We start from the raw sequence: 25,959 nt of genomic DNA, 5'->3' as shown, positions 1-25,959 counted from the left end.
GTCAGGAGTGCTCATCGATGTGGCGGGCCAGCGCTTGCGGGGTTCTCAGGGTGAACAGGTCGCGTACGGTGACGACCGGGCCGAACTCGCGGCGCAGCAGACCGGCCAGCCGCAGCGCGAGCATGGAGTGCCCGCCCATGGCCAGGAAGTCGCTCACCGCGCTCACCTCGTCGTCGTCCAGGTCGAGCGTCTCGGCGAACAGCGCGCACACCACCGCCTCGGTCTCGGTCGCGGGCCCCCGCTCGCCCGCGGAGGTCAGCGCGCCGAGCGGCTTGGCCTCGGGCAGCGCCCTGGTGTCGGCCTTGCCGTTCACGGTCAGCGGGATCGCGGGGACCTGCGCGTAGTGGGTGGGCCGCAGGTAGTCGGGCAGCGCGGCGCACACCTCGGCGGCGACCGAGGTGAGGTCCGCGCCGTCCAGCACGAGGTAGGCGGCCAGCCGGTACGCCCCGTCAACCCCCGGGTCGGGCTGCGCCACCGCCGCGGCGAACCGCACCGCCGGATGCGCCGCGAACGCCGCCTCCACCTCGCCCGGCTCCACCCGGTGTCCCCGGATCTTGACCTGCTGGTCGGTGCGGCCCAGGTAGGCGAGGTTGCCGTCGGGCCGCCGCAGCACGAGGTCGCCGGTGCGGTACATCCGCTCGCCCGGCTCGCCGAACGGGCAGGCCACGAACCGGTGCGCGGTCTGCCCGCTCTGCCCGAGGTAGCCGCGCGCGATGCCGATGCCCGAGACGTACAGCTCGCCGGGCACCCCGTCGGGCACCGGGCGCAGCCACGGGTCCAGCACGTACACGTCGGTGTTGTCGATCGGCACGCCCACCACCGGGTCGGCGCACTCGAACGTGCCCACGCCGAGCGTGTTGATCGTGTACTCGGTGGGCCCGTACAGGTTGTAGCCGCACGTGCCCTCGGTCTCGGCGAGCCGCGACCACAGGCCGGGCGTCACCGCCTCGCCGCCGAGCAGCACCAGCGCGGGCCGCCGCGCCGGGTCGTCGAGCAGCCCCTCGGCCAGCAGCTGCTGGGCGTAGGTGGGGGTGACGTTGATGACGTCGATGCCGTGCTCCAGGCAGTACGCGACCAGCCGGGGCGCGTCCCTGCGCAGCTCCTCGTCGCAGATGTGCACCTCGTGGCCGTCGGCGAGCCACAGCAGCTCCTCCCACGACATGTCGAACGCGAACGACACCGTGTGCGCGATTCTGAACACCCGGTGCCCGTGCTCGGCCAGCACCGGCTCGAAGATGCGGCGCTGGTGGTTGAGCAGCATGTTCGTCAGCCCGGCGTACTCCGTCACCACGCCCTTCGGCCGCCCGGTCGAGCCGGAGGTGTAGATGACGTACGCGGGGTGCCGCAGCCGGTCGGGGTCGCCGGGCGCGAACGTCACGTACGGCTCCGCCTCCGGCAGCGGCCGGTCCAGCTCGATCAGCTCCGCGGCGGTGCCGCGCAGGCGGGACGCGACCGCGCTCACCGTGAGGACGACGTCGGGGCGGGCGTCGGCGACGATCGCGGCGATCCGCTCGTCCGGGTGGTCCAGCTCCAGCGGCACGTACGCGGCCCCCGTCCGCAGCACGGCGAACAGCGCCACGATCGAGTCGAGCGAGCGCGGGACGGCCAGCGCGACGGTCCGCTCGGGGCCGATGCCGCGCCGGGCGAGCACCCCGGCCACCGCCCTGCTGCGCTCCTTGAGCTGCTCGAACGTCATCGACGCGCCGCCCGCGACGAGCGCCGTCCGGTGCGGGGAACGCTCGGCCTCCCGGTCGAACAGGTCCACCACGGTCTCGGTGCCGACGTCCGTACGCGGGCCCGGCACCGGCGTCGGGCCCAGGCCGGGCAGGGCCGCGACCGGGCCGCCGGCGCGGGCCAGCTCGTCGAGCAGGAGCAGGTAGTCGTCCAGGAGCCGCTCGGCGCGCGCGGTGTCGCCGTCGCGGTACTCCAGCTTCACCGTCAGCCGCTCGCCCGGCGTGACCACCCAGGTGAACGGGTAGTGCGTGGAGTCGTCGGCGCGCACCTCGACGATGCCGTGCCGGGCGTTGATCTCCTCCAGCGCGTCCGGGTCGAGGAAGTTCTGCAGCACGAAGAGGTTGTCGAACAGCGTGTCGTGGCCGGTGTCGCGCTGGATGTCGCCCAGCCCCAGGTGCTCGTGCTCCATCGCGGCGGCCCTGGCCCCCTGCACCTCCGCCAGATAGTCGCCTACGGTGCCGGCCGGGCGGGGCCGCGTCCACATCGGGACGGTGTTGAGCAGCACGCCCACCATGCCGTCCAGGCCCGGGAACTGCTGCCCGTCGCGGCCGGAGACGGTGACGCCGAAGACCGCGTCCGAGCGGCCGGTGTGCGCGCCGAGCAGCAGGCCGAACGCGCCGGTCAGCACCGTGTTGAGGGTGACGCCGTGCGTCCGCGCCGCCGCGCGCAGCCGCTCCGACCGCTCGGCGGACAGCGTCCGTACGAGCGCCTGCGGCAGCCCGTCGCGCAGCTTCGGCGCGGGACCCGCGAGCAGCGTCGGCCCGGGCAGGCCGGCGAGCTGCTCGGCCCAGAACCGCCTGGCCGGCGCGGGGTCGCGGGCGGCGAGCGCGCGGGCGTACTCCTCGAAGCCCGGCGTCGCGGGAGCCGGGTCGAGCGGCCGGCCGGCGAGCACCGCCTCGTAGGCGGCGAACAGGTCGCGCAGCACGATCTCGCGCGACCAGCCGTCCCACAGCAGCAGGTGGTAGCTGAGCAGCAGCACGTCCCCGCCGCCCGGGCGGCGCAGCACGGTCATCCTGATCAGCGGCGGATCTTCAAGGTCGAAGCCGGTGGCCCGGTCGCGGGTGCGCAACTCCTCGGCCTCGGCGTCCGACGCCACCTCCACGGTCCGCACCTCCACCCGGCGGCCCGCCGCCAGCACCTGGACGGGCACGCCGTCCGCGCCGGTGGTGAACCCGGCCCCGACGCCGGGATGCCGGGCGATCACGTACGCCATCGCGTCGGCCAGCGCCTCGGGGTCCAGGCGGCGGTCGAAGGTGAAGCAGCTCTGCGCCACGTAGTGCCCGGAGGGGCCGGAGAGCTGCGCCTGGTAGAACAGGCCCTGCTGCAGCGGGGTCACCGGCGCGGTCCGCTCGGCCGCCGCCGCGGCCCGCGCGACCTCGCCGACCGCGTCCCGCCAGTGCTCGGCCAGCTCGTCCGGTACGCCCTCGGCCAGCGCGAACGTGGCACGCAGCGCCCCGGTGCCCGCCTCCAGCCAGGCGTCCGCCTCGACCGCGTAATGGCAAGGCGCGTCCCCCGTGACCTCCACCGCCTGGGACTCGCTGCCCTGGCCGAGGTAGTTGAAGAGCACCTGCGGCCGCCCGGTCAGCAGCGGGGCCGTCTGCGGGTTGAGGTAGCGGAGCCGCCCGTAGGCGAGGTGCGCGTGCTCGTCCGGCTGCCGCTCGGCCAGCTCGCGCGCCGCCGCCACCGGGTCGGTGTGCGGGGCCAGCCGGACGGGCGCGATCGAGGTGAACCAGCCGACCGTGCGCGTGTAGTCGTGGTGCGGCAGCACCGGGACCCGGCCGTGCCGTTCCAGGTCGATCGCCAGATCATCCGGTACGTCCTGGACGCGGGTCAGCGCGGCCCGCAGCGCCCCGCACAGCAGCTCGGTCACGCCGACGCCGAGCGCGGCGGGCGCGTCCCGCGTGACGGCCGCGCTGACCTCCGGCGCGACCTCCACCGTCACCGTCCGCCGCCCCCCGGGCGTGCCGGGCAGCAGCGGGGGCGCGTCCAGGGTGGTGAGCCAGCGGCCGAGGGAACCGGTGCCGTGGGCGGCGGTGGCGGCCAGGGCGTCGGCGTAGTCCGCGTACGGCGTCGTCTCCGGCGGCAGGCCGGCGCCCCTCAGCGCGGCGGCCAGGTCGTCGAGCAGCACCAGCCAGGAGACCGCGTCCACGGCGAGGTGGTGCGCGGTGACGACGAGTGTCCGGCACGCCTCCAGCCAGGTGAACGCGACCATCTTTCCGGACTCGGGATCCAGCCGCCCGGCCGCCTCGTCCGCCGCCGCCTTCGCGTCGGTCCCGGCCGCCCGGACGACGGCGACGGGCCTCGGCGGCTCGGTGCACGGCGTCCACACGCCGTGCTCGATCCGCAGCCGCAGCCGCAGCGCCGGGTGGGCGGCGACGACCGCGTTCGCGGCCCGCTCGACGTCCGCCAAGCCCGCCTCGTCCGGTACTGCCAGCGTTCTGGCCTGCGCGAACCTGGCCGGCGAGCCGCCCAGCTCGCGCTGCCGCAGCATGATCGGGGTCGGCGCGAACGGCCCGTCCGCACGGGCGGCGGGCATGGCGGGCGCGACGGGCTGGGGCGCCGGTTCGGCGGGCACGTCCAGGTGCTCGGCGAGCGCGCGCGGCGTCTTGAACAGGAACACCTCGCGCGGTGTGACCGGCAGCCCGAGCGCCCTCGCCCGGTTGACCAGGGCTATGGCCACGATGCTGTCGCCCCCGGCGCGGAAGAAATCGGTGTCGGCGTCCACCTCGACACCCGGCAGCGTCTCGGCGAACACCCCGACCAGCGCACTCACGACGGCTTCGACGCCCGGCGCGGGTGAGGGGTGAGAGGAGGCGGCGTCCGCTTGTCCGGCGGTGCGGGCGGCCAGGGCGGCGCGGTCCAGCTTGCCGTTGACGGTCAGCGGCAGCGCGTCGATCGGCAGCATCAGCCCCGGCACCATGTACGCGGGCAGCCGCGCCCCCAGCAGGCCGGCCCAGTCGTCCGGCACCCGGCCGGCCACGTGCGCCACGAGATGGTCACCGGACGGAGCGACGGTGACGGCCACGTCCACGACCCCGTCCAGGTCCCGGATGGCCGACTCGACCTCGCCGAGCTCGATCCTGAACCCCTTGAGCTGCACCTGGTCGTCGGCCCGCCCGACGAACTCCAGCTCCCCGTCCAGCGTCCGCCGCGCCAGGTCGCCCGTGTGGTACATCCTGGACCCGTCACCGGCAAAGGGATCCGCCACGAACCGCGACGCGGTCAGCCCGCGCCGCCCCAGGTAGCCGAGCGCGAGCTGCGCACCCGCCACGTAAACGGCGCCTGCCCGGCCGGGCGGCACCGGCCGCAGCAGCTCATCCAGCAGGTACGTGACCAGGCCGGGGATCGCCCGCCCGATCGGCGACACGGCGGAGCCCGCGAAGTCCTCGTCGGTCAGCACCCGGTGGGTGACATGCACGGTGGTCTCGGTGATGCCGTACATGTTGACCAGTTCGGGCGCGCGCGTGCCGTACCGCCCGACCCAGCCGCGCAGCCGTCCGAGGTCCAGCGCCTCGCCGCCGAAGATCACCAGCCGCAGCGACTCCATGCGCTGATCGGCGTGCCGGTCGGCCTCGGCGAGCTGGTAGAACGCGGAGGGTGTCTGGTTCAGCACGGTCACCCCGCGCTCGCGCACCAGGCGGTGGAAGTCGGTGGGGGAGCGGGTGAGCGCGTACTCCGGCACCAGCAGCTCACCGCCGTGCGCCAGCGCGCCCCACAGCTCCCACACCGCGAAGTCGAACGACGCCGAGTGGAACTGCACCCACACGTCATCCGGTCCGAACCGCATGTCCGGCCATGTGCCGGCGAGCAGCGACAGAACGGCGGAGTGCGGCACCACCACGCCCTTGGGCCGGCCGGTCGAGCCGGAGGTGTAGATCACGTACGCGGGGTCGTGCGCGGCGACACGCGGCCTGGAGGGGTCGAGCGGCAGGTCGTCGTCCTGGACGAGCACGGGCACCCGCCCGCCGGCCAGCCGCGCCATGCGGTCGCGCCGCTCCCGGTCCGCGAGCACCACCTTGGGCGCGGAGTCGGCCAGCAGGTACGCCAGCCGCTCGTCCGGGTACGCCGGGTCGAGCGGCACGTACGCGCCGCCCGCCGTGACGGCCGCGATGATCGCGACGACCTGTTCGAGCGAGCGCGGCATCGCGACCGCCACCCGGTCGCCGGGCCCCACCCCGGCCGCGCGCAGCGCCGAGGCCAGCCGCTCCTTGGCCTCCCGCACCTCCCGGTACGTCATCGACCGGGTGCCGCCGTCCAGCGCGCACTGGGTGACGGCCACGGTATCGGGGTGCCGCGCGGCGGCGGCGTCGAACAGCCCGCCGAGCGTGATGTGCTCACCGCCATGTGCGGGCAGGGCCGGTGCGGGCTCGCTGACGGGGCCGTCCGGCCGGGTGAGCAACCGGACGAGCGTGCGGGTGAACGTGCCCAGGATGTGCCGCGCGCCCCGCTCCCGCAGCAGCGCGCCGTCGTAGATGAGGGTGAAGCGCGGCCCGCCGCCGGGCTCCCGCGCCACGACCAGGGTCAGCGGATAGTGCGGCGCGCCCTCGTTCACGACCTCGGTGATGATCAGGTCGTCGCCGGGCCTGCGCAGGCTCGCCACGTCGGTGGCGACGTCGAACACCACGAGCGTGTCGAACAGCGGCCCGCCGCCCGCCGCCCGCCCGATCGCGGTGAGCGAGACGTGCTGGTGGCCGCGCACCGCGCTCTGGTGCGCGCGCACGGACTCCAGCAGCTCGCCCGCCGTGGTAGCGGCGTCCCACCGCGCGCGCACGGGGATCGTGTTGATCAGCAACCCCACCATGTCCTGGACGCCGGGGACGTCCACCTCCCGCCCGGACACCGTGGAGCCGAACACCACGTCCGTGCGCTGCAGGATGCCGCCCAGCGTGGCGGCCCACGCGCTGTGCACGGCCACGCTCAGCGGCACCCCCGCCGCCCGAGCGGCCTCGTCGATGTCGGCGTCCGGGATCTCGGTGACGTCGGTGTACCGGTCCGACGGGGTGTGACCCTCGGCCACCAGCGAGGGGCCCGCCAGCCCGTCGAGCTGCTCGCGCCAGACCCGCTCGCTCCCGGCGTCGTCCCGCCCGGCCAGCTCCCGTACGTACGCGGCGAAGCCGTCGTCCGCGTACCCGCTGCCCGGCCGGTGGTATTCGTCCAGCAGCGCCCGCAGCATCACCGGCACCGACCAGCCGTCGGCGACGATGTGGTGCACGGTCTGCACCAGGACGTGCCGGCCGGGGCTCCGGCGGATGAGCGTGTACCGCATGAGCGGCCCCGTCGCGAGGTCGAACCCGGCGCGCCGGTCCCGCTCGGCGAGGTCACGCAGCTCCTCGTCGGTGATGCCGGGCCGGTCCAGCGTGGAGAACGGCGCGCGCACGCCGTCCTCCAGCACCGAGACGACGCGGCCGTCGGCGAGCGCCACGAACCGCGCCGCCAGGTTCGGATAGAGCGCGAGCAGCCTCGTGGCCGCCGCGGCGAGCCGGTCGGCGTCCACCGGGCCGTCCAGGGTGATGATCTGCTGCTCGACGTAGCCGCCCGCCGATTCGCCGTCGAAGACCGAGTGGAAGTACAGGCCCTCCTGCAGCGGGGTCAGCGGGAGGATGTCGCGCAGCGCGGGGCCGTCGAGGGCGTCCACGTCGGCCTGGGTGAGGACGAGCGGCAGGAAGTCGCTGGGGGAGTGGCCGCCGTCTTGGAGCGCGGCCAGCGACTCGAGCGCCTGCCGGTAGTAGCCGGCCAGCGCCTCGATGTCGGCGCCGGTGAAGACTCCTTCGGGCCAGGAGATCGTGGTGACCAGCTCGTACGCGCCCGTCGGCCCCGGCTCGGCGATGGCGTTGAACTCCAGGGGGCGCGGCAGCCGCATCCCCGGGTCGCGCCGCTCGCCGAGCTGCCCCGTCGCGACCGCGAGCCGCCAGTCCGCCCGCGTGCCCGCCTCGTACCTGCCGAGATAGTTGAACAGCACCTGCGGCGCGGGCGCGTCGAACGCGACGCCGCGCAGGTGGCGCAGCACGCCGTAGGCGAGGCCGTTGCCCGGCACCCCGGCCAGGTCCTCCTTGACCCGCTTCAGCGCCGCCGCCAGGTATGCGGGGTCGGTGAAGTCGTCCGCCGCGCCCGGGTCCACGGTCACCGGGAACAACGTGGTGAACCAGCCCACGGTCCGCGACAGCTCGGGCTCGAACCCGGCCGACGCGGCGACGAACCGTCCCTCGCGGCCGTGCCCCTCCAGCTCGACGTGCGCGAACGTCTGCTCCTGCCCCAGGTCGCGGCGGCGGCGGGCGAGCGCGACGGCCAGCGCGGTCAGCAGCACGTCGTTGACCTTCGCGTGGAACCTCGCGGGCAGGTCGCCCAGCAGCGCGGCGGTCACCTCAGGGCCGACGGTGACGACGTGCGTGCGCTCGCGGGCCACGGTGTCCGACGCCTCCAGCGGCCGCCTGCCCAGCGGCAGGTCCGCGCCGGGAAGCGGGCGGGCGAAGTACGCGCGGCCGGCCGCGAAGTCCGCCGACTCCAGCACCTGCGTCCAGCGCCGGAACGACGTGCCCGCGGGCGGCAGCGCGATTGGCTCCCCGCAGGAGAGCCGCCGCCAGGCGGTGGCCAGGTCGTCCATGAGGATGCGCCACGAGACGCCGTCGATCACCACGTGGTGCGCGGCCAGCACGAGCTGCCGCTCCGCCCGCCGCCACACGGCGCGCAGCATCACGCCCCCATCCGGGTCCAGCGCCGACACGGCCCGGTCCACGCACTCATCAAGGCTCCGGTCGCTCTCCTCCCAGAGCGCGCCGCCTTGGTGAGCAGCGGCGGCGGGGACGTCGAAGCCCCAGCGCTCGCCGCGCACCAGCCGCGCCCGCAGCATGGGGTGCCGGTCGAGCAGGGCGGCGAGCATCGCATCGAGCGCCTCGCCGGTCAGCCCGTCCGGCGTGTTGAGCACCACCGACTGCGCGAACCCGCCGATCGCGTCCGTCGTCTCGCCGAGCCACCGCAGGATCGGCGACCCGGTGATCGGCCCGGTGGCGACGTCGGAGGGGTCGGCGGCGGCGTCCTCCCGCTGGGCCACCGCCGCGAGCGCGCCCAGCGTGGGGGAGGCGAAGACCTGCGCCGCCGTGATGTGCAGGCCCCGCTCGCGCAGCGCGCTGATCAGCGAGATCACGAGGATGCTGTCGCCGCCGAGCCGGAAGAAGTTGCGGTCCACGCCGACCGCGCCGGCCGCGCCGGTCTCGTCCAGGCCGAGCACGGACGCGACGGCCGCGCACACCGCGCGCTCCTCCTCGGTGGCGGGCGCGACGACCCGCTCGGCCCGCGGCTCGGGGTCGGGCAGCGCGCGCCGGTCCAGCTTGCCGTTGGGGGTGAGCGGGAACGCGTCCATGACGACGACGTGCGCGGGCACCATGTACTCGACCATGTGCCCGGCGGCCCACTCCAGGACGTCCTCAGGCCGCAGGTCCTCGTGGCCGGCCGCCGGGATCACGTACCCCACCAGGTAGGTGCCGCCCGATGCGTGCTTCTTGGCGGCCACGCACGTGTGCCGCACGCCCGGGTGCTCGGCGAGTGCGACCTCGACGTCCTCCAGCTCCAGCCGCATGCCGCGGATCTTCACCTGGTTGTCGGCGCGGCCGAGGAAGTCCAGCGACCCGTCGGGGGCGAACCTGGCGAGGTCGCCGGTCCGGTACAGGCGGGAGCCGTCGGAGGCGAACGGGTTGGCCACGAACCGGGAGGCGGTCAGGCCGGGCGCGTTGACGTAGCCGCGGCCCAGCAGGAAACCGCCGGCGTACAGCTCGCCGCCCACCCCGACGGGCACCGGGCGCAGCTCGTCGTCCAGCACGTACAGGCAGGTGTTGGGGTTGGCCTTGCCGATCGAGGTGGACAGGCGCTCGGCTTCGCCCCGGTAGATGACGTGCGAGACGCCGATCGTCGCCTCCGCCGGGCCGTAACCGTGGTAGAGGGGGATGCCGAGACGGGTGCGGAACCGCTCGTACAGCTCGGGGGTGAGCACCTCGCCGCCGCACCACACGTGCCGCAGGCTGTCCAGGCGACCCGAGTCGCCGGCCATCTCCAGCAGCACGTCCAGCATCGACGACACCAGGTACGTGAACGTCACCCGCTGCTCGGCGATCACGCTGAGCAGGTGGTGGGGGTCGCGCTCGCCGCCGGGCCGCAGCACCACCAGCCGGCCGCCGCAGACCAGCGGCAGGAAGATCTCGTTGATCGAGATGTCGAACGACAGCGGCGCCTTGAACAGCGAGGCGTCGTCGGGCCCGAAGCCGAGGATCTCCTGCGACTGCCACAGCAGCCGCTCGCTGATCGCCTCATGCCGGATCATCGCGCCCTTGGGCCGCCCGGTGGAGCCGGAGGTGAAGATCACGTACGCCAGCGCGGGCCCCGGCACGGTCACCCCGGTCTCGGTGGCCGGGTAGCAGCCGTAGCCCCAGGCGTCGAGGTCCACGGCCACCGCGTCCGGCTCTGCGGGGTCGTGCTCGCCGGTGCGGTCGAGCTGCGCGACGAGCCCGGCGTCGGCGATGACCTGGGCGCGGCGCTCGGCCGGCCAGTGCGGGTCGAGCGGCACGAACGCGCCGCCCGCCATGAGCACCGCCAGCAGCCCGATCACCATCTCGGCCGAGCGTTCCAGCGAGATGCCGACGGTCTGCTCGGCGGCCAGCCCGCGCTCGATGAGGTGGTGGGCGAGCTGGTGGGCCAGCTCGGCGGTCTCGCGGTAGGTGAGCGTGCGGCGCTCGTCCACGATGGCGACGGCGTCGGGACGGGTGCGTACCTGTTCGTGGAAGAGCTCCACGATGGTCGGCCTGACCCGGTCGGCGCGGGTGTCGTTCCATCGGGCGAGCTGGGCGAGCCGGATCTCGATGCTCGACGGGGCGATGGTGCCGATGGGCCGGTCGGGGAAGTCGGCCAGGTCGTCCAGCGCGAGCTGGGCGTCGGCGAGATCGACGCCCTCCGGGACGGCGATGCCGAGGCCGTCTGCCCGCCAGCGCTCCGGTGCGCGGCCGCCGCCCGCCGCCCAGGCCAGCACGTCGGCGAACGGCGTGCCGGGCGTGAGCGCGAGCCCGTCGATGCCGTCCGGCCCGTCCGCCCAGTACGCCAGCCCGATCGCACAGGCCTCCAGCAGAACCCCGTCGGGATGGTCGCCGGCCCGGCGGCGCAGGCCGGCCAGCCGTTCGGGAGAGAGGGAGACCACACGAGTGCTTGGTCGAAGCATGAAGACCTCAGCCGCCCCTTCAGACGTTCGTAAGTAAGGTAAGCCTAACCTAACAATGATCGGCTAACCAGACTCGCGCCAGGCCCGCCAGAGCCGCGCGTACCGGCCGTCCGCGGCCACCAGCTCCTCGTGGGTGCCCTCCTCGACCACCCGCCCCGCCTCCAGCACCGCGATGCGGTCGGCGGTCATCGCCTGCGTCAGCCGGTGCGCCACGAACAGCGCCGTACGCCCCCGGCACGCGGCCAGCACCGCGCGCTCCAGCTCGGCGGCTCCCTGGCTGCCCGCCTCCGCGGTCGACTCGTCCAGCACCACCACCGGCGCCCGCCCCAGCACCAGCCGGGCCAGCGCGAGCTGCGCCGCCTTGGTGCCGTCGAGCCGCTCGCCGCCCTCGCCGACCAGCGTGTCCAGGCCGTCGGGCAGCGCCGACACCCACGGCTCCGCGCCCACCGTGCGCAGCGCGTCCATCAGCTCGGCGTCGCTCGCCTCCGGCGCGGCCAGCCGCAGGTCGTCGGCGAGCGTGCCGGAGAACACGTGCGTCTCCTGTGTGAGGATGCTCACCAGTGCCCGCGCGTCCGCCTCGTCCAGGTCGGAGATCGAGGTCGAGCCGATGCGCACCGAGCCGGCCTGCGGGGTGCCGATGCCGGCGATGAGCGCCGCCAGCGTCGTCTTGCCCGCGCCCGTGGCCCCGACCAGCGCGAGCGAGCGCCCGGCCGGGATCGTCAGGTTCACATCGCGCAGCACCGGCCGGTCGGAGCCGGGATAGCCGAACGTCAGCCCCTCCACCGTCACCGCCTGCGGGCCGGGGCCCGCAGGGGCGATGTCAGGGGCGCCCGCCAGGCGTTCCTGGGTGGCCTCGCTCAGCACCCCGACCAGCCGGGCCAGGCTCGCGCCCGACTTCTGCGCCTCGTCGAAGGTGAACATGATCGAGCCGAGCGGGTTGAACAGCCGGTGGAACAGCAGCGGCGCGACCGACGCCTCGCCCAGCGTGATCTGGCCGGTCTCCAGCAGCACGTACCCGGCGACGATGATCAGGGTGAGCCCGATGAACTCGGCGCGGTTCTCCCGGCCGACGAACCGGCCGAAGAGCCGGAACACCTGGATGCCGAGGTTCCGCACCCGCCACGACTCGCGGGCCACCCGCTCGCGGAACAGCGGTTCGAGGCGGTAGGCCCGCACGGTGCCGATGCCGTTCAGCCCGCTGATGAGCGCCTGCGCCCGGTCGGCCTGCGCCTCGCGCTGCCGGCGGTAGAGCGGCGCGGAGCGGGGCAGGTACCAGCGCAGCGCCAGCGCGTACGCGGGCAGCGCCCCCGCGCCGGCCAGCCCCAGCCGCCAGTCCAGGCCGAACATGCCGGCCGTGGCGATGACGACCAGCACCGCCGCAGAGAACAGGGTGGGGATCGCCGTGCGGATGCCCTTGGACACCACGGCCACGTCGTCACCCACCCGCGACAGCACGTCACCGTGCCCGACCTGCTCGATCCTGGCGCTCGGCAGGCCCAGCACCGCCCGCACCGCGCCCTCGCGCAGCCGGGCGAGCAGGTCCGCGCCGAGCCGCCCGATCAGGTACGACGACGCAGCGGCGGCCACCGTGCCGAGCAGCAGGGCGAGCGCCAGCAGCACCCCGATCGTGACCAGCAGGTCGTGCGGCTTCCCGGCGATCACGCCGTCCACCACCTGGCCGAGCAGGAACACCGGCAGCACCTGCAGCGCCGCCCCCGCCACCGTGGTCACGGCGGTCGCGGCGGTCAGCCACGGCGTGTCGCGGCAGTGCGCCACGACCCACCTGGCCGCCTCGCGCGCGCTCGCCGTGCGCAGGATGGCGAGGGCGGTCTCGGTCCCGGTGCTCACACCAGGACCGCCGAAGCTTCGCGGAAATGCGTCCTTGTCACGACTCCACCGACTTGACGAGCTCGTCGATCGCGTACGGCAGCGACAGCAGCGTGCTCTGCGACATGGCCGCGCCGATCGCCGGGCCCTCGCTGTCGAGCAGGTACGAGACGTTGCCGTTCTTGACCGCGGGCAGGTTGGCGAACAGCTTGAACTTCTTCAGCGCGTCCTGGTCGGCCTGGTCGGCGATGACGAAGATGTGATCGACGTCCACCAGGTCGATGCGCTCGGGGGACAGCACCGTGTAGAAGCTGCCGCCCGCGATCTCGTCGATCTCCGGCCGGCCCTTGAAGCCGATGCCCGTCACCAGCCGGCCGCGCACGTCGGTGGTGGTGAAGGGCGCGACCGAGTTCTTGTACCAGGACAGCGCCACCGCGGTCTTCCCGGCCCACTCGGGGTGCGCGTCGCGCGCCGCCTTGAGCTTGGCGTCGATCTCCGCGACCATCTTCGCGCCCTCCTCGGCCTTGCCGAGCGCCTTGGCGATGTGCAGCGCGTTGTCCTGCCAGGGAGCGCTGAACGGCTCCTTCTCGGCCTTGGTACGGGCGACCACCGGCGCGATCTTGGACAGCCGGTCGTAGGCCGCCTGGTCGATCTCCGAGTAGACCGCGACGATCAGATCCGGCCGCAGCGCGGCGATCTTCTCGTAGTTGGGGCCCGAGTCGCCGTTGGTCATGACGACCTCGGGCCGGGTGTCGCCCCACTTGTCCTTCACCCAGGGCCACTGGGTGTTGATGTCGGGCGTCGTGCCCGGCGGGTTCGGGTACTGGTCCACCATGCCGACCGGCTTGATGCCGAACGCCAGGACGGCCTGGTCGTCGGTGTAACCCACGGAGACGACCCGCTCGGGGGCCTTGGTGATCTCCGTGGTGCCGAAGGCGTGCTCCACCGTGACGGGGAACGCGCCGCCCGAGCCGGCGGCGGCGCTCGCGCCGGTGGTCGCGTCCGGCTGCTCCGCGGCTCCGGACCCGCACCCCGCGAGCAGGGCCGCGGCGGACAACACCACCGTCAACCGCCGCAGGGTCTTCGCAACTGTGGATCGAGGGGAGAGCATCCGCAAGTCCCTTTGCTGTCGTGCTGTGGCTGCACCACCGACGTGGGGCAGGCAAACCGTAACACGAACTAGTTAGGCAAGGCTAACCTAACTTTCTAGCGACCTCTGGTTCTCCTGAGGTTGGCCCGCACCAGGACGTACACCAGGAACGGGCCGCCGATCGCCGCCGTCACCACGCCGACGGGCAGCGCCACCGGCAGCGCCGTGCGCGCCACCAGGTCGGCGCCGATCAGCAGCAGCGCGCCCGTCAGACCCGAGGCCACCAGCGGCGGCGTCGCGTACCGGGTGAGCCGCATCGCCACCTGCGGCGCCACCAGCGCCACGAACGGCACCGGCCCCGCCGCGCTCACCGCCACCCCGGCGAGCAGCACCGCGCACAGCAGCAGCACGCCGCGCACCATCGAGAACCGCACGCCCAGCCCGGTCGCCACCTCGTCGCCGAAATGCAGCGGTTTGAGGTGGAAGGCCACGTACGCCACCACGGCGAGCAGCGCCAGCCCGCACCACAGCGCCGGCCACACCTCCTCCCAGGTGCGCGAGTCCAGCGACCCGACCAGCCACGCCTGGGCCCTGGCCACGTCGCGGATGTCGGCCGTGGCGAGCAGCCACACCGTGATCGCCTCCGCCACGGCGCTCACCGAGATGCCGATGAGGATCAGCCGCAAGCCGTCGATGCCGCGCCGCCAGGCCAGCAGATACACCAGCAGGCCGGTGCCCAGGCCGCCGGTCAGCGCCGCCGCGGGCAGGCCGACCGTGCCGGCGATCGCCGACGCGGCCCCGCCCGTCACCGTCACCAGGAACACCGCGACCATGCTCGCGCCGCCGGTGATGCCCAGCACGTCGGGACTGGCCAGCGGGTTGCGCGCGATGGACTGCGTGATCGCCCCCGACACGCCCAGCACCACCCCGACCACCAGCCCGGCCAGCGCGCGCGGCATCCGCAGCTCCAAGACCACGAACTCGTCCACCCGCTCGCCCTGCCCGAACAGCGTCGCCACCACCTGCGGCAGCGCGATGGGGAAGTCGCCGAGCGCGATCGACAGGCAGAACACCAGGAACGCCGCCGCCGCGAGCAGCAGGGTCACGCACACCATCCACGGCCGCCACACGAACGACGCGCGGCCGACCCGGACGCCCCGCACGCCTCGAACCAGGGTCCCGATCACGTTTTCCTGAACCTTCCGCGCCACACGAGCGCCGCGAAGAACGGGGCGCCGGCCAGGGCGACGACGACGCCCGCCGGCAACTCGCCGGGCCGCGTCACCACGCGCCCCAGGATGTCGCAGGCCAGCAGGACGACGGCGCCGAGCAGCCCGGCGAACGGTACCAGCCAGCGATAGTCGGGCCCGGTCACGTACCGGGCGATGTGAGCCACCATGAGCCCCAGGAACGCGATCGGCCCGCAGGCCGCCGTCGCCGCCCCCGCCAGCACGGTGATGGCGACGACGCCCACCGTCCTGTTCCGCGCGATGTTCACGCCCATCGCACGGGCCACGTCGTCGCCCAGGTTGAGCAGGTTGATGGCGGGCAGCGTGGTCGCCGCCAGCACCAGCCCCGCCCCGATGAACGCGACGACCGGCCAGATCACGTCGAAGCCCACACCGGCCACGCCGCCCGCGTTCCAGAACCGCAGGGCGTTCAGCGAGGTCTGGTCGGTCAGCGCGATCGCCGTCGTCATCGCGGCCAGGAACACCGCGATGCCCTGCCCGGCCAGCGCCAGCGTCAGCGGGCTGCCCGCGCCCTGGCCGAGGCTGGCCAGCCCGAACACCACCGTCCCGGCCGCCGCCGCGCCCAGGAACGCGAACCACACGTACTGGTACGGGTTCGCCAGCCCGAACAGGATGATCACGGTGACCACCGCGAACGAGGCGCCCGCGTTCACCCCGAGCAGGCCCGTGTCGGCGATCGGGTTGCGGGTGTAGCCCTGGATCAGCGCCCCGCCCACGCCCAGCGCGATGCCGGCCGCGATCGCGAGCACGGTCCTCGGCACCCGTACGGTCTGCACGATGAGCGCGATCTCGGTGAGCCGCTGATCGCCGCCCGCCGCTCCGAACAGGCCCTGCCAGACCTCGCCGAGGCTGAGCGCGCGGGCCCCGACGGCCAGCGACGCGCCCGCCGCGACCACCAGGACCAGCGCGAGCCCGCCCGCGCCGAGAACCCGCCGCCGGCGGGCACGTTTCATCGCAGTCGTGCTCATGGCGACGTCGGCAGTTCCTTCGTGCTGGGAAGATCGGACTTAGGTAAAGCTATCCTTAGTTCGCGGTCGATGGGAAGGGACGCGCGCATGGGAGAGACCTTCGCCCGGTACGGGCTCACCGGCGAACCCGGCACCGAGCAGTTCTGGCAGGCGGCGCGCTCGCCCGTCAGCGCGCCGGACGGCGGCGGCTGGATGACGCTCTTCCTGTGGCGCGGCGGCCCGGCCACCCTCTCCTTCGAGAGCCTGCCGGAGCCGGTGCCGCTGGCCCGCTGGGGCGAGACCGACTGCTGGTACGCCGAGGTCGCCATGCCCGCGCGGCTGCGGGTGACGTACCGGATCCTCACCGGCGACGGCGCGCACGCCGACCCGCTCAACCCCGTCGGCGCGGGCGGCGAACGGTCCATCGCGGCCACCCCCGACGTGCCCGGGCAGCCGTACTGGCCCGCCATCGGCCCCGACGACGTGCTGCCGCTCCCCGAAATCCGCCTGCGCTGGACCAGCGCGCTGCTCGGCGGGCGGCGCACCGTGCGCGTGCATCCGGCGGGCGGTGGCGGGCCCCTCGTGCTGCTGCTCGACGGCGACGACTGGCTGTATCTGCACCCGGCCATGACCGCCTTCGACGCGGCCGTGGCCGATGGCGCGGTGCCGCCCGTCACGCTCGTCTTCCTGCCCGCGCGCGACCGCGAGCACGAGTACGCCTGCCGCCCCGAGCTGTGGCGGGCCGTCCGCGACGAACTGCTGCCGCTGATCGCCGGCGGCGGCGTGCCCGCCGACCTCGGCCGGCTCGTGGCCGCCGGGCAGAGCCTCGGCGGGCTCAGCGCCCTGTACGCGGCGCTGGAGTTCCCCGGCCTGCTGGCCGGGGTCGCCTGCCAGTCGGGCTCCTTCTGGTGGGCGCCCGGGGCGGAAGACCGCACCGACCCGCTCGACGGCCTGCCAGGCGGCGCCATCGCCGCCCGCCTGGAGCGGGACCGCCCCGACCTGTCCGGCCTGCGCGTCGCCTTCGACGTGGGGGAGCACGAGCGCCGCATGCTCCCGCACTGCGAACGCGTCGAACGCCTCACCGAGCAGGCCGGAGCCGCCGTGCGGGTGTCGCGCTCGCCCTCGGGCCACGACCGGGCGGGCTGGCGGGGCGCCCTGCTGCGGGACGTCGCCTGGACGCTCGGGTGATCGTTGGCCGCGTCGAGGGCTTCAGGGCCAGGACTGCCGGGGCCTGGGGTGCCGGGTTCCGGGCCGCCGGGTCTAGGGCCGGCGGGTGAGGTAACCGCCCATGCTGCGGAACAGCTCGGTGGCGGGCAGCTCGGCGCCGTCCTCCGTACGTACCTGCTCGATCACCAGACCGTGAGAGCGCCCCTTGCGCGCTTCCGCGCCCGCCACGATGACCACGCCGTCACCCTCACGGATGAAGATCCGCCCCGGCGTGCCGCCGTAGAAGCCGCGCGACACCGACGCCTTGGTCACCCTGATCCGCTCGCCCTTGTAGTAGGTGAAGGCGTTGGGATACGGGTCGGACTGGGCGCGGACCAGCCGCTCGATGTCCTCGGCGGGCCAGGTCCAGTCGATGTTGCCGTCCTCGATCGAGCGCTTGTGGAAGAAACTCGCCTGCGAGCGGTCCTGCGGGGTGAAGACGGCCGTTCCGGAGCCGATGAGGTCGAGCGCCTCGGTGACGATCGGGCCGATCAGGTCCACGGTGCGGTGGAACAGGTCCGTGGCCGTGTCCTTCGGGCCCACCGGCACCGCGCGCTGCACCACGATGTCACCGGCGTCCAGCTCCTCGTTCATCATGTGGGCGGTCACCCCCACCTCCTTCTCGCCGTTGATCAGCGCCCAGATCAGCGGGGAGAAGCCGGCGTATTTCGGCAGCAGCGAGTCGTGCACGTTGAGCGTGCCGTGACGGGGCAGGTTGAAGATCTCCGGCGGGATCCAGGTGCGCCAGTTGTTGGCGACGATGAGGTCGGGGTCGGCCTCCTTGAGCCGGGACATCAGTTCCTCGTCGTCCGGCCGGTTGCGCAGCAGCACCGGCACACCGTGGGCCTCGGCCAGCTCGGCCACCGAGTCGTTCCAGATCCTCTCGTACGCGTGCTCGCTCCTGGGGTGTGTGACCACGAGCACGACCTCGTGCTCGGAGTCCAGAAGCGCCTGGAGCGTGCGATGCCCCCAGGTCTGGTAGCCGAACATCACGACCCGCATGGTGTCTCCTTGTCGAGAGGAACCGCTTCGGTTAGGGTGACCTTAATTAGGCAAGGCTAACCTAATTTGGGCCTCGTCTCCATCCCCGGTCCGGTCGTCAGAAAGGCCTCCATGTCCTCCTCGGAGCAGCACGTCCATGACCTCATCGGCATCGGCTTCGGGCCCTCCAATCTGGCCCTGGCCATCGCGCTGAAAGAGCGTCACGGTGACGGAGCCGACGCGGTGTTCCTGGAGAAACAGCCCGCCTTCGGCTGGCATCGCGGCATGCTCCTCGAAGGCGCCACGATGCAGGTGTCGTTCCTGAAGGACCTGGTCACGATGCGGAACCCGGCCAGCGAGTTCAGCTTCCTGTGCTACCTGCGGGAAAAGGGGCGGTTGCTCGACTTCATCAACCACAAGACGATGTTCCCGTCCCGGCTGGAGTTCCACGACTACCTCGAATGGGCCGCCGCGCGCTTCACCGGCCAGGTGGAATACTCCTCCGAAGTCGTCGGCGTCACCCCGGTGCATGTGGACGGCGCCATCGAGTTCCTCGACGTGGTGGCCCGCCAGGGCGACGGCACCCTCGTCACCCGCCGCGCCCGCAACCTCGTGCTCGCCGCCGGACTCGAACCCGTCCTGCCCGACGGCGTGGTGAGCGACGAGCGCGTCTGGCACAGCGAAGAGCTCCTCGACAAGCTGCCCGCGCTGCGCGACCCCCGCAGGTTCGTGGTCGTCGGGGCCGGGCAGAGCGCCGCCGAGGTGGCCGGCCACCTGCACGCGGCGTTCCCCGCCGCCGAGGTCTGCGCCGTCTTCGCCAAGTACGGCTACACCCCCGCCGACGACAGCTCCTTCGCCAACCGCATCTTCGACACCGCCGCCGTCGACCACTTCTACGCCGCCCCCGACGACGTGAAGGAGCGCCTGCGGGCGTACCACGCCTCCACCAACTACTCCGTCGTGGACCTGGAGCTGATCGACGAGCTCTACCGCCGCCACTACCAGGAGAAGGTGCAGGGCAAGGAACGCCTGCGCATCTTCAACGCCTCCCGCCTCACCGACGTCTCGCGCGACGACGACGGCCTGCGCGTCGCCGTCCAGTTCCTGCCCACCGGCGAGCGCACCCTGCTGGACGCCGACGTCCTCGTCTACGCCACCGGCTACCGCCCCACCGACCCGCTCACCCTCCTCGGCGAGACCGGCCGCCTGTGCGAGCGCCTCCCGGGTGGCGGTGTGCGCCTCGGCCGCGACTACCGCATCGCCACCTCACCCGAGCTGCGCTGCGGCATCTACGTCCAGGGGGCCAGCGAGCACACCCACGGCCTGACCTCGACCCTGCTCTCCAACACCGCTGTACGCGTGGGCGAGATCGCCGACTCCCTCGCCGACCGCCTCCACGCCACCTCCTCTTCCTCCTGCGCTCCCGGCTCGGTCCGCTCCCTGGTCTGACCGCCCGTCGCGCCGACCGTCCGTGCCTGGTCGATGGGACGGGTCGCCCCGCCGGCCCGTCCCATCGCCGACGGTTCCACCCGTCGCCGCGCGTTCGCACAGCGCTCCCCGCCTCTGCTGCGCTTTCGCCGCGCGCTCCCTGCCTCCGGCGCGCCGCCGCTACGATTCGCTGCGCCGCACGGCGCAGGCGATGGAGACCCGCGCCGAGATAGCCCGCGCCGCGCGCCGCCTCTTCGTCGCGCGCGGCTGGGGTGCGTCGACCGTACGCGACGTCGCACGCGAGGCCGGGGTCTCGGTGCCGACGGTGTATTCGGTGTACGGCAACAAGACGGGGCTGACCGGGCGCTGGCGGACGCCGCCGGCCTGTCCGCCGACCTCTCGCGCCAGCTCGCCGAGCTGGAGGCACCGGAGGCGACCCCCGGACGCCAGCTCGCCGCGATGGCGGCCTTCGACCGGCGGCTGTTCGAGCAGGCCGGAGACGTCATCGTGCCGCTGCGCGAAGCCGCCCGCACCGAGCCCGAGCTCGCCGCTCTCTACCGCGACAGCCGTGCCCGCGCCGACGAGACCCGCCTGACGGTCTTCTCCTCCTGGCCGGACGGCACCCTCCGCCCGGGCCTGGACGTCCGCACCGCCACCGACATCTACGCGGCCCTGTGCAACATCGACGTCTACACCACGCTCACCGTGGAACGCGGCTGGTCCCCGGACCGCGTCGAACAATGGTGGGCCGAAACCTTGGCCCGCGAACTCCTCACCTCACCGGCTGGCTGAGAGGCCGCCTGCCCGGAGTGGGGTCTCATGGGGCGGGGCGAAGGGCTCCGGCTTCGATCAGCCGCGGAACCACGTGATGGCGAACCGCCGGAGCCAGCCGAGCCTCATAGCCGTCACGCCCATCGGTCCACCCCAGCGCGGCGAGCTCGGCGGCAGGCTCAGGGCGTCCGGCGAGCGCGGCCGTGAACACCGTCATGCGCATCGGTACACCCTCGAGCGCGGCCACGTCCTCGACCTCGCAGAACAGCTCCGGATCGCGCGGCGCGACGCCGAGCTCCTCCTTCAGCTCCCGCACCAGGGTCTCCTCCGGACTCTCCCCGGCCTCCGGCTTCCCGCCGGGCAGGTAGAACGTCCCCGGCGCGGCCTTCTTGCTGACGACGAGCAGCCGCCCCTGATCAACGACGGCCGCCGCCACCACCCGCATCACACCCCGATCGAACACGCCCGCCAGTATGTCAGCCCGACCAAAGCCCGACATCGGGGCACCTGTTCAGCGGGCTGTTGACGCAACACTCCATGCCGGGTTCGCACACTTGCCGATCCCAAGATGCGGAGTGGCCGAGATCTCTGATGACCGGCAGTTATGCCCCACCTCTCATACCTGACGTGGTGCGACGGCCCGGAAGCCGAGGATGCGCTGCTCCGGATCGGCGGACTGCCTGACACGATCGCTCACCGCACCATCTTCGAGACGGTCACGGCGGCCTACGCCGCGCGCCCTGAAACCACGGGGCCGCTTACGCGGGAAAGCTGGGGCCCAGGGACCCTCGTCCCGGAGCCGAACGGGTTCCAAAGTTCCCGCCTGCCGTTGCCGGCCGGGCTGTCGCGCGACGGCCGGGCTACGAGCGTGTCCCGGAACGCGAACGGGGATGCTCAGATCGTCCACACCGAGTACGGCCGGCTCGTCACCGTCATAGACCCATGCGACCCGGAGGAAGAGGACGGCGACGAGGAACCCGCGGAACTCGCGCTGCGCTGGAGAAGCGTCGCCGAGGCGAATGAGGACTGGCGGGCGGGCCCGCTGCGCTGCGGATACGCGGCGAGGCGGCTAATTCATCGCACTGCCTGACGAACGGGCTCAGCTTCGATGGAGCCATCGAGCGGATGCGTCAGGGTGTGGTTGTAGGGGATGGCTCGGGGGTGCCGTTGGGCCAGAGGCAGGTCGAGGTGGCGGTGAGGGTGAGCACGTTGTCGGCTACTCGACCGATGGTGATGAGGAAGTCGTCGGGGCGGGAGTGCCCGAACAGTTGTAGTCCGTTTTCGTGCTCAGCCGTGATATTGTGCCCCTCTTTTTGCCAGTACGCCTTGACGTCGGCGACCACTCTTCTAAGGGCGTTCTCGTCTTTGGGTAGTCCTTCCAGGTGGTACTCGCGGCTGACTTCTATCGGGTCCTCAAAGCCGGGGCCCAATGGATTGTCGCAAACACCGTCAATGAGGCTGGGCCTATAAAGCTCCAGTCGAGGCTTAGGACGAATCACTCCGACGGTTCCGTTGATCAATTGCTCGATGCGAGTGAGCGCCTGCGACTTGGTGATCGTTGGCTCGTCGGCCGACGAGTTCATGCGTCCTCCAAGAGTTCCGCCGGGTTCGCATCCGGCGATGCTAATCACTGCCGCGATAACCAGAATCAACCGGACGGTGCGGAACATTCAGTCTCCCGGCGATGTGGATGAGGACTGCGAAGTGGGTGATGACCGGGGCACCGGATCCTGAGCAGAGCGTGAGCGCGGTGTCGGCAGTTTATCCACGTCCTGGTACCTGCCGGTGATAATGTGCCCCATGTTCAGTAAAGAGGATGAACCCCGAGCCCAGTAGCCGGAGTGAGCGTCAAGGCTGTAGCCGGTCCACCCGGCAGGCGTAGGGTCGACGACAAAGCGGTTCGCGCCGAAGGCGATGTTGCTGGGGTCGGTCCCGAAAGGGCCTTCGCCGTTCGGAAGCCAGGGATGCAGGATGCCCGAGATCGGGTGCCGTCCGCCGCTCATTCCAAGATGGCCAAGATCGGCGATAGGGTCTTGCGGCGACTCGCCTACCCACACATGCTTCACCCCGAGATCGCTGGCCTTTGCCGCCATAGTGCCAGGGCTTCCCAGCAGAATGAGTTGGTCGGCGAATCTTCCTTTCCTCGACTGGGCGGCTATACCGGTCACCACGCTGCCATAGCTGTGGCCCAGAACGGTGAAGCGAGGCGTTCCGGTCGGCTGGTGTGTTGCGTGCAAACCGTCGAGGAAACCTGCCAGTGGACCCGCTCCGTCTTCGGCGAGCTTGGGCGATGCCACTGACGAGTCGGCCCAGAGAACGCTGGCGTCGAGTTGCGGTGCCTTATAGCCAAGCCAAATGATCGAAGCGACTTTTGTGTCAGGAGAGGAGCTGTTGGACTGGTCCCACAGCATTGCGGCGCGATTTGCGTCACCGCCGATCCCCTCCAATGTGCTGCCCGTGCCCGGTACGGAGGTGACCACTGAGTCCGCCTTGTCGGGGTCGCCGAACGAAATGGCCGCCTTACCGAGCCCGGCCAAATCGACCTGGAGCAGAAGGGCCGGCGGGCGACCCTCGATTCCGCCCATCGCCAGGCTCCTTTCGACGGCCGCGATCTTGCGGAGTTCCTCCTCCAGCGCATCTATTTCGAAGAGTAGCTGAGTCTGCCGTGCCCCTCCCTTCATGTTTTCTGCCATCTCGCGCAGTTCCGCTAACTGCTTGTTGATCACGCTCTTACGCATGCCGAGATAGGCGCGGTTCGCGCTGTCGCGGGTGGCGGCGGGTACGCCGTTGAGTGAGCCGACCAGCCGGGGCTCGGCGTCGATGAGGCGTTGGCGAGCGGCCGGGTCGAGCATCTGCCACCAGGCGTGGACGCGGGCGGCGAGGGTGGGGTCCTTGCCGGTGTTCTGTGCCTCCACCACCTTTTTCAGCGCCGCGGTGTCGCCGTTCGCGGCGGCGGCGAGGAGGCCGCCGACGCCGTCCGGATCGGGTGCGAACCCGCCGAACAGCCCGAAGCCGAGCAGGGCCGCGTTCGCCAAGGCACCGTCGGGGCGCTGCTGGAGCACGGTCAGCCGCCTGCGCAGGTCGGCGGCCTGCCCTGTTGCCCAGGTGCCCACAGCCGCGACTTGTTGGGCGGGTACGGGGCTGACGCAAACCGAGCCCAACGCTGCGGAGAGCCGGCTTCCTGCGGCGGGCAGGTCGTGTCCGGCGCGCTCCAGGTCGGCCACCATGCGGGTCATCACTCCCACGTCCATCCCCGAGAAGCCGCCGCGCGTCGACGTGCTGACCGGAAGCGCGGTCGCCAGTGATGGAGCGGTGGCGTTTCCGCCCTGGGCCCGGATGCGCTCGACGATCTGCGCTGCCGCGGTTTCGAAGGCCCGCTGAAGCCGGGTGCGCTGGTCCTGGGTGGCTTGGGTGAAAGGGGCCGCGCCGCCGCCGACCCAGGCGTGGGCCGCCATGTGGCGCAACGTGGAGTCGAGCGCGCCGATATGATCGCCCGCCAGCCGCACCACGCGACTGAGGGCCTCTTCCAGACCGGTCGTCTCGCCCGCCACAAAATCCTAAGATGTCACGCTTCGACAACATTCGTCCGCATGGCATGCGTACTTGTTATGAGCAGCACCCGTGATGCAGTTTCGGACCTTAGCAGGCCCGCACGCAGCGCCCAAACTCCCGCCATGACCTCGCCGCTTGTAAATCCGTATATATCCGGACATGGGCGCCCGGCGGCGCATCGCGGTTCATCGTGCGTCGCTCCTTTTTGCTGGCTGTAGATATGGTCGCTAGGGCGCGGGTTGATTTGTCATCCTCCGCGAGATTTGAGGCATTCGAATGTCGCCGCTGGGCCGGCATCTCCGGTAGATCAAGAACGGCTGTGGGTGACGTCCTGGACCGGGTTCGGTGCGTCGGCCACGATGAGCGCATGGCTGACAGCGGGACGGCGGGGACGGGTGGTGGGGGAGTGGGGTCGCGTTTCAATTGGACGGCGGTGAGTGCGATCGCGGGTTCGCTTGCGGCTCTGGTCGCGCTCGTCGCCTACCTGAGGCCGTCGGTGACATCTGGGACCTCCGCCCCGACTCCGATCCCGGGCGTCACCGTGATCGAGAGTCCGACCCCGACTCCATCTCCTTCGGAAGAAGTCCCTCAATCTCCTCCAACACAGGAGGGTCCACCGACTGATGACCCGACGCCCGAGCCTGCTGCACCTACGCCGTCACCTCGTTCGCACGAGGTGCGAAGTGCCGAGCCGACGCCGGCATCCGTCCGGCCCGACGGCTGCGACCAGGCGGAGGCGGCCTTGGCCGGATATCGCAGGAACGCCGGGACCGGCCGCAGCGGTCAGGCGGCCGCGGCTCAACAGGCGTACCAGGAACTGATGGGGGCGGGTCTCCGTGCGGAGGAACCTGTGGCGGCGACGATCAGGCGGCTGGCCGCTGAGTTCCAGGAACTCAACTTCCGCCTGACCGGCATGACCGGTGGCGACCCCAATCAGGTGATCGCGGATATCAATACGGACATGGCGGGGCTCTACACGATGTGTCACGTCGGTTGATCGAGCAGCGGCGGCAGTCGTTCGGTCGCGTACCGCCTCCGAGGGGCGAAGACCTCACAACGTGTGAAAGTTTCATGGGCGGTCGGGCTTGACCTGCGGCTGTTAGGAGGGCTTGCTCGTCGCAGTTTCCATCTCGCGTACGCGGATCTACGGTGGCTCCACCTCCCCGCCGGAACCCAGCTGCTGTTCGTCGAACGATTGTCGAAGCGCTTCGACAAGCGTTCGACAACACCGTCAGACAGGTGCCGGCGGGTGGACCCCAGCGGAAAGGGAGAACATGTTCAGCAAGCTCCGCCTCCTCATCCCCGTCTCCGTGATCGTCGCGCTCGTCACCGTGCTCGCCCAGCCGGCCCAGGCCGCCGTCTGGTCGTCGTCCGACCAGTGGGGCACCTGGACCAACGGCGGCTACACGCTCTACAACAACATCTGGGGCAGCGGCGCGGGCCCGCAGACCATCTGGGCGAACTCGTACAGCGACTGGGGCGTCTGGGCGAACCATCCCAACACCGGCGGCGTCAAGTCCTACCCCAACGCCACCAGGAACGTGAACCGCCGCATCAGCTCCCTCGGCAGCGTGACCAGCCGGTTCGACGTGTCGGTGCCGAACGCCGGGGCGTACGCGACCGCGTACGACATCTGGTGCGACGGCCACACCTACGAGATCATGCTCTGGATGAACAAGTACGGCCCGGTCGGGCCGCTCGGGTCGTACCAGACCAGCGCCTCGGTCGGCGGCCACTCCTGGGACGTCTACCGCGGCTCCAACGGGTCCAACCAGGTGTTCTCCTTCGTCCGCCAGGGCAACGCCTACGCGGGAACCGTGGACATCAAGGCCGTGCTGACCTGGCTGCGCGACAGGAACTGGTTCGGCGACGTGACGCTGGGCGACGTGCAGTTCGGATACGAGATCACCTCGTCCAGTGGCGGTCTGGACTTCCACACCAGGAGTTTCTCGGTGTCGGCCGGCTGAGGCTCGG

The 25,959-nt window shown here is 72.0% G+C and carries 15 protein-coding genes and 1 pseudogene; 7 read left to right on the top strand and 9 right to left on the bottom strand.

Annotated features, from left to right (window positions below; all coding sequences use genetic code 11):
* Window position 1 precedes the first annotated feature (1 nt).
* The 5 genes from AB0K67_RS03315 to AB0K67_RS03295 form a co-directional block, all read right to left on the bottom strand.
* Window positions 2-10,912 carry an amino acid adenylation domain-containing protein gene (locus AB0K67_RS03315; protein ID WP_364052064.1) on the bottom strand — a complete coding sequence of 3,637 codons (10,911 nt, stop codon included), beginning with the start codon at window positions 10,910-10,912 and terminating at the stop codon, window positions 2-4.
* A gap of 84 nt (window positions 10,913-10,996) precedes the next feature.
* Window positions 10,997-12,781 (bottom strand): ABC transporter ATP-binding protein, encoded by a 1,785-nt coding sequence (locus AB0K67_RS03310; protein ID WP_364052061.1) that lies wholly within the window; start codon window positions 12,779-12,781, stop codon window positions 10,997-10,999.
* Window positions 12,782-12,818: 37 nt separating this feature from the next.
* Complete coding sequence (locus tag AB0K67_RS03305) at window positions 12,819-13,823, bottom strand: iron-siderophore ABC transporter substrate-binding protein (RefSeq protein ID WP_364057417.1); 1,005 nt, start codon at window positions 13,821-13,823, stop codon at window positions 12,819-12,821.
* Window positions 13,824-13,966: 143 nt separating this feature from the next.
* On the bottom strand, window positions 13,967-15,037 hold the full coding sequence (locus AB0K67_RS03300; RefSeq protein ID WP_364052058.1) for an iron chelate uptake ABC transporter family permease subunit: 1,071 nt from the start codon (window positions 15,035-15,037) through the stop codon (window positions 13,967-13,969).
* A complete protein-coding gene (locus AB0K67_RS03295; RefSeq protein WP_364052055.1) occupies window positions 15,034-16,068 on the bottom strand; it encodes an iron ABC transporter permease in 1,035 nt (344 codons plus the stop codon). Before AB0K67_RS03295 ends, AB0K67_RS03300 begins: the two co-directional genes overlap by 4 nt.
* 87 nt (window positions 16,069-16,155) lie before the next feature.
* Here AB0K67_RS03295 and AB0K67_RS03290 point away from each other — a divergent pair, with 87 nt between their 5' ends.
* On the top strand, window positions 16,156-17,235 hold the full coding sequence (locus AB0K67_RS03290) for an alpha/beta hydrolase-fold protein (protein WP_364052052.1): 1,080 nt from the start codon (window positions 16,156-16,158) through the stop codon (window positions 17,233-17,235).
* A gap of 72 nt (window positions 17,236-17,307) precedes the next feature.
* Here AB0K67_RS03290 and AB0K67_RS03285 read toward each other — a convergent pair whose 3' ends face one another.
* Window positions 17,308-18,255: a methionyl-tRNA formyltransferase gene (locus tag AB0K67_RS03285; RefSeq protein ID WP_364052049.1), complete on the bottom strand. Its 948-nt coding sequence runs from the start codon at window positions 18,253-18,255 to the stop codon at window positions 17,308-17,310.
* Window positions 18,256-18,366: 111 nt separating this feature from the next.
* Between AB0K67_RS03285 and AB0K67_RS03280 the strand changes: the two genes are divergently transcribed.
* The 3 genes and pseudogenes from AB0K67_RS03280 to AB0K67_RS03270 all read left to right on the top strand — a co-directional run bounded on the left by AB0K67_RS03280 (window position 18,367) and on the right by AB0K67_RS03270 (window position 20,454).
* On the top strand, window positions 18,367-19,683 hold the full coding sequence (locus tag AB0K67_RS03280) for a lysine N(6)-hydroxylase/L-ornithine N(5)-oxygenase family protein (protein WP_364052046.1): 1,317 nt from the start codon (window positions 18,367-18,369) through the stop codon (window positions 19,681-19,683).
* Window positions 19,684-19,873: 190 nt separating this feature from the next.
* A pseudogene (locus AB0K67_RS03275) lies at window positions 19,874-19,960 on the top strand (TetR/AcrR family transcriptional regulator); the annotation flags it as partial.
* A gap of 161 nt (window positions 19,961-20,121) precedes the next feature.
* Window positions 20,122-20,454 carry a hypothetical protein gene (locus AB0K67_RS03270; RefSeq protein ID WP_364057584.1) on the top strand — a complete coding sequence of 111 codons (333 nt, stop codon included), beginning with the start codon at window positions 20,122-20,124 and terminating at the stop codon, window positions 20,452-20,454.
* 25 nt (window positions 20,455-20,479) lie between these two features.
* Here the strand turns inward: AB0K67_RS03270 and AB0K67_RS03265 are convergent, their stop codons facing one another.
* Window positions 20,480-20,932 (bottom strand): NUDIX domain-containing protein, encoded by a 453-nt coding sequence (locus AB0K67_RS03265; protein WP_364052043.1) that lies wholly within the window; start codon window positions 20,930-20,932, stop codon window positions 20,480-20,482.
* Between the two features lie 105 nt (window positions 20,933-21,037).
* Between AB0K67_RS03265 and AB0K67_RS03260 the strand changes: the two genes are divergently transcribed.
* Complete coding sequence (locus AB0K67_RS03260) at window positions 21,038-21,523, top strand: hypothetical protein (RefSeq protein WP_364052040.1); 486 nt, start codon at window positions 21,038-21,040, stop codon at window positions 21,521-21,523.
* Between the two features lie 40 nt (window positions 21,524-21,563).
* Here AB0K67_RS03260 and AB0K67_RS03255 read toward each other — a convergent pair whose 3' ends face one another.
* Window positions 21,564-22,103 carry a hypothetical protein gene (locus AB0K67_RS03255; protein WP_364052037.1) on the bottom strand — a complete coding sequence of 180 codons (540 nt, stop codon included), beginning with the start codon at window positions 22,101-22,103 and terminating at the stop codon, window positions 21,564-21,566.
* On the bottom strand, window positions 22,104-23,984 hold the full coding sequence (locus AB0K67_RS03250; protein ID WP_364052034.1) for an alpha/beta hydrolase: 1,881 nt from the start codon (window positions 23,982-23,984) through the stop codon (window positions 22,104-22,106).
* 677 nt (window positions 23,985-24,661) lie between these two features.
* Between AB0K67_RS03250 and AB0K67_RS03245 the strand changes: the two genes are divergently transcribed.
* The gene (locus AB0K67_RS03245; RefSeq protein ID WP_364052031.1) at window positions 24,662-24,982 is read left to right on the top strand and encodes a hypothetical protein; all 321 of its coding nucleotides are present in this window, start codon (window positions 24,662-24,664) and stop codon (window positions 24,980-24,982) included.
* Window positions 24,983-25,259: 277 nt separating this feature from the next.
* Window positions 25,260-25,952, top strand: coding sequence for a hypothetical protein (locus AB0K67_RS03240; RefSeq protein WP_364052028.1), 693 nt, complete (start codon window positions 25,260-25,262; stop codon window positions 25,950-25,952).
* Window positions 25,953-25,959: the final 7 nt, after the last annotated feature.

The sequence above is a fragment of the Nonomuraea sp. NPDC052634 genome (assembly GCF_040678535.1).
In the GTDB taxonomy this organism is placed as follows: Bacteria; Actinomycetota; Actinomycetes; order Streptosporangiales; family Streptosporangiaceae; genus Nonomuraea; species Nonomuraea fastidiosa.
Note: the sequence above shows the minus strand (reverse complement) of the source record. Positions and strands in the feature narration are given on the sequence as shown.